5 protein-coding genes are annotated in these 4,707 nt (G+C 63.1%); all 5 read left to right on the top strand.

The features are described from left to right. Positions 1-313, top strand: a 313-nt coding sequence (locus EN914_RS24700; RefSeq protein WP_206527229.1) for a triose-phosphate isomerase, incomplete at its 5' end; no start/stop codon positions are given. A 170-nt stretch (positions 314-483) separates the two neighbouring features. Next, complete coding sequence (secG, locus tag EN914_RS24695) at positions 484-954, top strand: preprotein translocase subunit SecG (RefSeq protein WP_024503333.1); 471 nt, start codon at positions 484-486, stop codon at positions 952-954. Between the two features lie 209 nt (positions 955-1,163). After that, the gene (locus EN914_RS24690) at positions 1,164-2,291 is read left to right on the top strand and encodes a L,D-transpeptidase (RefSeq protein ID WP_024503332.1); all 1,128 of its coding nucleotides are present in this window, start codon (positions 1,164-1,166) and stop codon (positions 2,289-2,291) included. A 147-nt stretch (positions 2,292-2,438) separates the two neighbouring features. Then, positions 2,439-4,067 carry a CTP synthase gene (locus EN914_RS24685; protein WP_024503331.1) on the top strand — a complete coding sequence of 543 codons (1,629 nt, stop codon included), beginning with the start codon at positions 2,439-2,441 and terminating at the stop codon, positions 4,065-4,067. 10 nt (positions 4,068-4,077) lie between these two features. Further along, on the top strand, positions 4,078-4,614 hold the full coding sequence (locus EN914_RS24680; RefSeq protein ID WP_024503330.1) for a DUF1697 domain-containing protein: 537 nt from the start codon (positions 4,078-4,080) through the stop codon (positions 4,612-4,614). Positions 4,615-4,707 lie beyond the last annotated feature (93 nt).

Raw genomic sequence — 4,707 nt, 5'->3', positions numbered from 1 at the left:
GGGCTCGGTCCCGCCAAGCGCCACCCCGTCCAACACCATCATTGCCTATGAGCCGGTATGGGCGATCGGCACCGGCCTGACGCCGACGGCGGCCGACGTCGCTGCGGCACACGCACATATCCGCGAAAAGCTGTCGGAAAAGCTCGGCGGCGTCGCGGCGAAGGTGCGCATTCTCTATGGCGGCTCGGTCAAGCCCTCCAACGCGGTCGAACTGCTCGGCGTCAGGAATGTCGACGGCGCGCTGGTTGGCGGCGCCAGCCTGAAAGCGGCGGACTTTCTCGGCATCGCCGAGGCCTATCGCAATATTGCTTGAAGACATTTTCCCCGCCGGACAGGGCTTCCGGTGCACGAAATCGTTGCAAAGGACGGGTTGCTTCCCATATTCCGGCCACGGGCTTGGAAATGCCGTCAAAGCATTGTATTGAGCCGCCTCCAATTCACCGGTCGTGTCCGCGGCCGGGCAAGGCCTTGCCAGGATAAACTATGGAAACCGTACTGATCGTCATCCATCTCATGGTCGTGCTCGCCCTTGTCGGCGTGGTGCTGCTGCAGCGTTCCGAAGGCGGTGGCCTCGGCATCGGTGGCGGGTCCGGCTTCATGACCGCGCGTGGTGCGGCCAATGCGCTGACGCGTGCGACGGCGATCCTGGCGGCTGCCTTCTTCGCCACCTCCTTGACCCTGTCGATCGTCGCCCGCTACGGCGAAAAGCCGATCGATATCCTGGACCGCGTGCCGGCGACCTCGGACGGCGCCGGCAAAGGCGTGCTCAACCAGTTGCCTGGAACCACAACTCCGGCGCCCGCGGGCACCACCACGCCGACGACGCCTTCCGGCAACGATGCTTCGGCTCCTGCGACTGCCCCGGCCACTGCGCCTGCCGCCGGCTCGACGCCGCCGGCGACCAACGGCACGGCTCCCGCCGCACCGGCGACCCCGCAGGTTCCAAACCAGTAGTCCTCGGTGCCTGAACCGCGATCTGTGGTCGTTTGAACACAGTCGCGGCAAATGCAGCGAGATCACGAAGATTCGACGGGGTGAGGCATGGCCCCACGCTTGAGGCGGCCGCGCTTATTCGACTATAGATTGCACGCGGCATTTCCGGCGCCCTTGGGGGGCGCTGGGCGACGCCGTGGCAACAAGCATAGAACGATCGGATCTTCGCCATGCAGCTTCGCAGCTTCATTTTCCTGGGACTTTGCGCCGCACTCGGCGTGAGTTCCCCCGCTTTCGCAGGCGTTCCGGCCAATATGGCCGCACAGCCTTCGGCTGAAACAACTTCTGCCATCAACGTCGCCGTCAAGAGTGATGCGTCGCAATTGAAGCTTCTCAAGAAGAAGAAAAACCCGACGCCCGACGACCTCGCCCAGATCAAGAAGATCGAGGCCAAAATCGTTGCCGACAAGGAAGCCGCCAAAGCCAAGGCGCTCGAAGCCAGGAAGCTGGCAATGCGCGAGGCGGCAAAGGCCAAGGCCGACGCGGAACGGCAGGCGTTCCTTGCCAAGAAGGGCAAGAGCGCGCCGGCAACCGAGGTGGCCAATGCCAAGCCGGCCAAGAAGCAGGCTGCCAAGATCATCGAGCCTATCGAACCGATAGCGCCGATCCAGTCGGCCGAGCCGCTTCCGGCGGAGGCCATGAACGTCGCCCTGACCGGCAACAATGGCGAACTGCGCAGCGAAGTCATCGGCCAGAAGAAGCCGAGCGGCGGCGGCCTGTTCGCCGGCCTTTTCGGCGGGACGTCGTCCGGCTCCTCGATAAGCTATCTTCCCGAGACGCGGGCTCTCGATCAGGCTCTCGCCAAGAGGGAGGCCAAGAAGCAGTTCAAGGTGAAGCCGGAATTCGTGCCGCAGGACGTGGAATTCACTGGTTACGATGCCGGCACCATCGTCATCGACACCAGCGCGCGGCGCCTTTACCTCGTCGAATCATCTTCCACCGCGCGGCGCTACGCCATTGCGGTCGGTCGCGAGGGCCTGCAGTTCAAGGGCACGGTCGCGGTCGGTGACAAGCAGGAATGGCCGCGCTGGATCCCGACGCTGGACATGCAGAAGCGCGAGCCGAAGCATTACGGCCAGTATAAGGACGGCATGCCTGGCGGTGGCCAGAATCCGCTCGGCGCCCGCGCCATCTATCTCTATGACGGCAAGAAGGACACGCATCTGCGCATCCACGGCACCATCGCGCCGCAGTCGATCGGAACCAGCGCCTCTAATGGCTGCTTCCGCATGATCAACGAGCACGTCATGGACCTCTACAGCCGCGTCAGGGTTGGCACCAAGGTCGTCATCATCTGACGTTTTCGTCATCCTGCCGAAAGGGGCCGGCTCAGCCGGCCCTTTTGTTTTGCCCTATTCACGATCCGAGCGCCTTCTTGGGAAAAAACCTTCGCGGTGGTTTTTTCTCTGGCGGAATCAATCCGGCCGCGTTAAGCGATGACTCCCATGGCGCGATATGTATTCATCACAGGCGGCGTGGTTTCCTCACTTGGAAAAGGCATTGCCGCAGCGGCCCTTGGGGCTCTCCTGCAGGCGCGAGGCTATCGCGCACGCATCAAAAAACTCGATCCCTATCTCAATGTCGATCCGGGGACGATGTCGCCGTACCAGCATGGCGAGGTTTTCGTCACCGACGATGGTGCGGAAACCGATCTTGATCTTGGCCATTACGAGCGCTTCACAGGCCGCTCCGCCAACCAGCAGGACAACATCACCACCGGCCGCATCTACAAGAACATCATCGAGCGCGAGCGGCGCGGCGACTATCTCGGCGCCACCGTGCAGGTCATCCCCCACGTCACCGACGAGATCAAGAATTTCGTCCTCAACGGCAATGACGACTATGATTTCGTGCTGTGCGAGATCGGCGGCACGGTCGGCGACATCGAGGCGATGCCGTTCCTGGAGGCTATACGCCAGCTCGGCAACGACTTGCCGCGCAACAATGCCGTCTACGTGCATCTGACGCTGATGCCCTATATCCCGACGGCCGGTGAGCTGAAGACCAAGCCGACTCAGCATTCGGTCAAGGAACTGCGCGGCATCGGCATCGCGCCGGACATCCTGCTGGTCCGCGCCGACCGCGCTATCCCCAAGGAAGAGCGCAGAAAACTGTCGCTGTTCTGCAATGTGCGCGAAAGTGCCGTGATCCAGGCGCTCGACGTGCCGCATATCTACGACGTGCCGATGGCCTATCACAAGGAAGGGCTCGATTCGGAAGTCCTGGCCGCCTTCGGCATCGATCCGGCGCCGAAGCCGCGCATGGAGCCGTGGCAGGCGGTGTCCAACCGCATCCACAATCCGGAAGGCGAGGTGACCATCGCCGTTGTCGGCAAATATACCGGCCTCAAGGACGCCTACAAATCGCTGATCGAGGCGCTGTCGCATGGCGGCCTGGCCAATCACGTCAAGGTCAAGCTCGACTGGATCGAATCGGAGATCTTCGAAAAGGAGGATCCGACGCCGTGGCTGGAAAAGGTGCATGGCATCCTGGTTCCCGGCGGCTTCGGGGAGCGCGGCTCGGAAGGCAAGATCCTGGCGGCGAAGTTCGCGCGTGAGCGAAAAGTGCCGTATTTCGGCATCTGCTTCGGCATGCAGATGGCCTGCATCGAGGCGGCGCGGTCGCTGGCCGGCGTCGAGCATGCGTCTTCGACCGAGTTTGGTCCGACCGAGGAACCGGTCGTCGGCCTGATGACCGAATGGCTGAAAGGCAACATGCTGGAGAAGCGCCGCGAAACCGGCGACCTCGGCGGCACGATGCGGCTCGGCGCCTATCAGGCCGAGCTCGCCAAGGGTTCCAAGATCGCCGAAATCTATGGCGACACGCAGATTTCCGAGCGCCATCGCCACCGCTACGAGGTCAATGTCGACTACAAGGAGCGGCTTGAGGATTGCGGCCTGGTGTTCGCCGGCATGTCGCCCGACGGCGTGCTGCCGGAAACAGTCGAGTATCCCGACCATCCCTGGTTCATCGGCGTGCAGTATCATCCGGAACTGAAAAGCCGGCCGCTCGAACCGCATCCGCTGTTCGCCAGTTTCATCGAGGCGGCGGTGGAGCAGAGCCGGCTGGTGTAGCCGGTCGGCCATGCAGACCTATGTCGCGCTGCTTTACAGCATCATTCTGGGCGAGGGCCGCCGGGTCGTCATGGCCGACCTCAAGGCCATGGCGGAAGATCTCGGGCTGAAGAACCCGCGAACCCTGGTGGCGACCGGAAATCTGGTCTTCGAGGCGCCGGCAACTGATATTGCCGACCTTGAACAGCGGCTGGAGGCAGCCTTCGAAAAAACCTTCGGCCGCCATGTCGACATCATCGTGCGTGGTGCCGAGGACTGGCTGAAGCTTGCCGCCGGCAATCCGTTCCCGGCCGATTCGGCCAAAGCAGGCGATCAGGTGGCCGTACGGGTGATGCGCAAGCCTGCGCCCGTGGAGGCCGTGACGGGGCTCCAGGCCTATGCCGGCGAGGATGAAAAAGTGACTTCGGTCGGCGGCGACATCTGGGTCGTCTTTTCGCGCGAGAGGCCAAGCTCGCGGCTGCTTGCGGCGATGAATCACAAGCGCATGGGCACGGGCACGTCGCGCAACTGGAACACGGTGCGCAGATTGGCCGAGATGCTCGGGTAGGTTTTGGGGCGGCTCTCGCCGCCCCAAAATTCACCTTGTCAGGCCTTCGCGGTCCTGGCGCCGGCGCCCAAAGCGGCGGTGCGCAGCACGTAG

The sequence above is a fragment of the Mesorhizobium sp. M7A.F.Ca.CA.001.08.2.1 genome (genome assembly GCF_003998455.1).
In the GTDB taxonomy this organism is placed as follows: domain Bacteria; phylum Pseudomonadota; class Alphaproteobacteria; order Rhizobiales; family Rhizobiaceae; genus Mesorhizobium; species Mesorhizobium ciceri.
The sequence above is the reverse complement of the archived record's forward strand: the minus strand, read 5'-3'. Positions and strand labels throughout refer to the sequence as shown.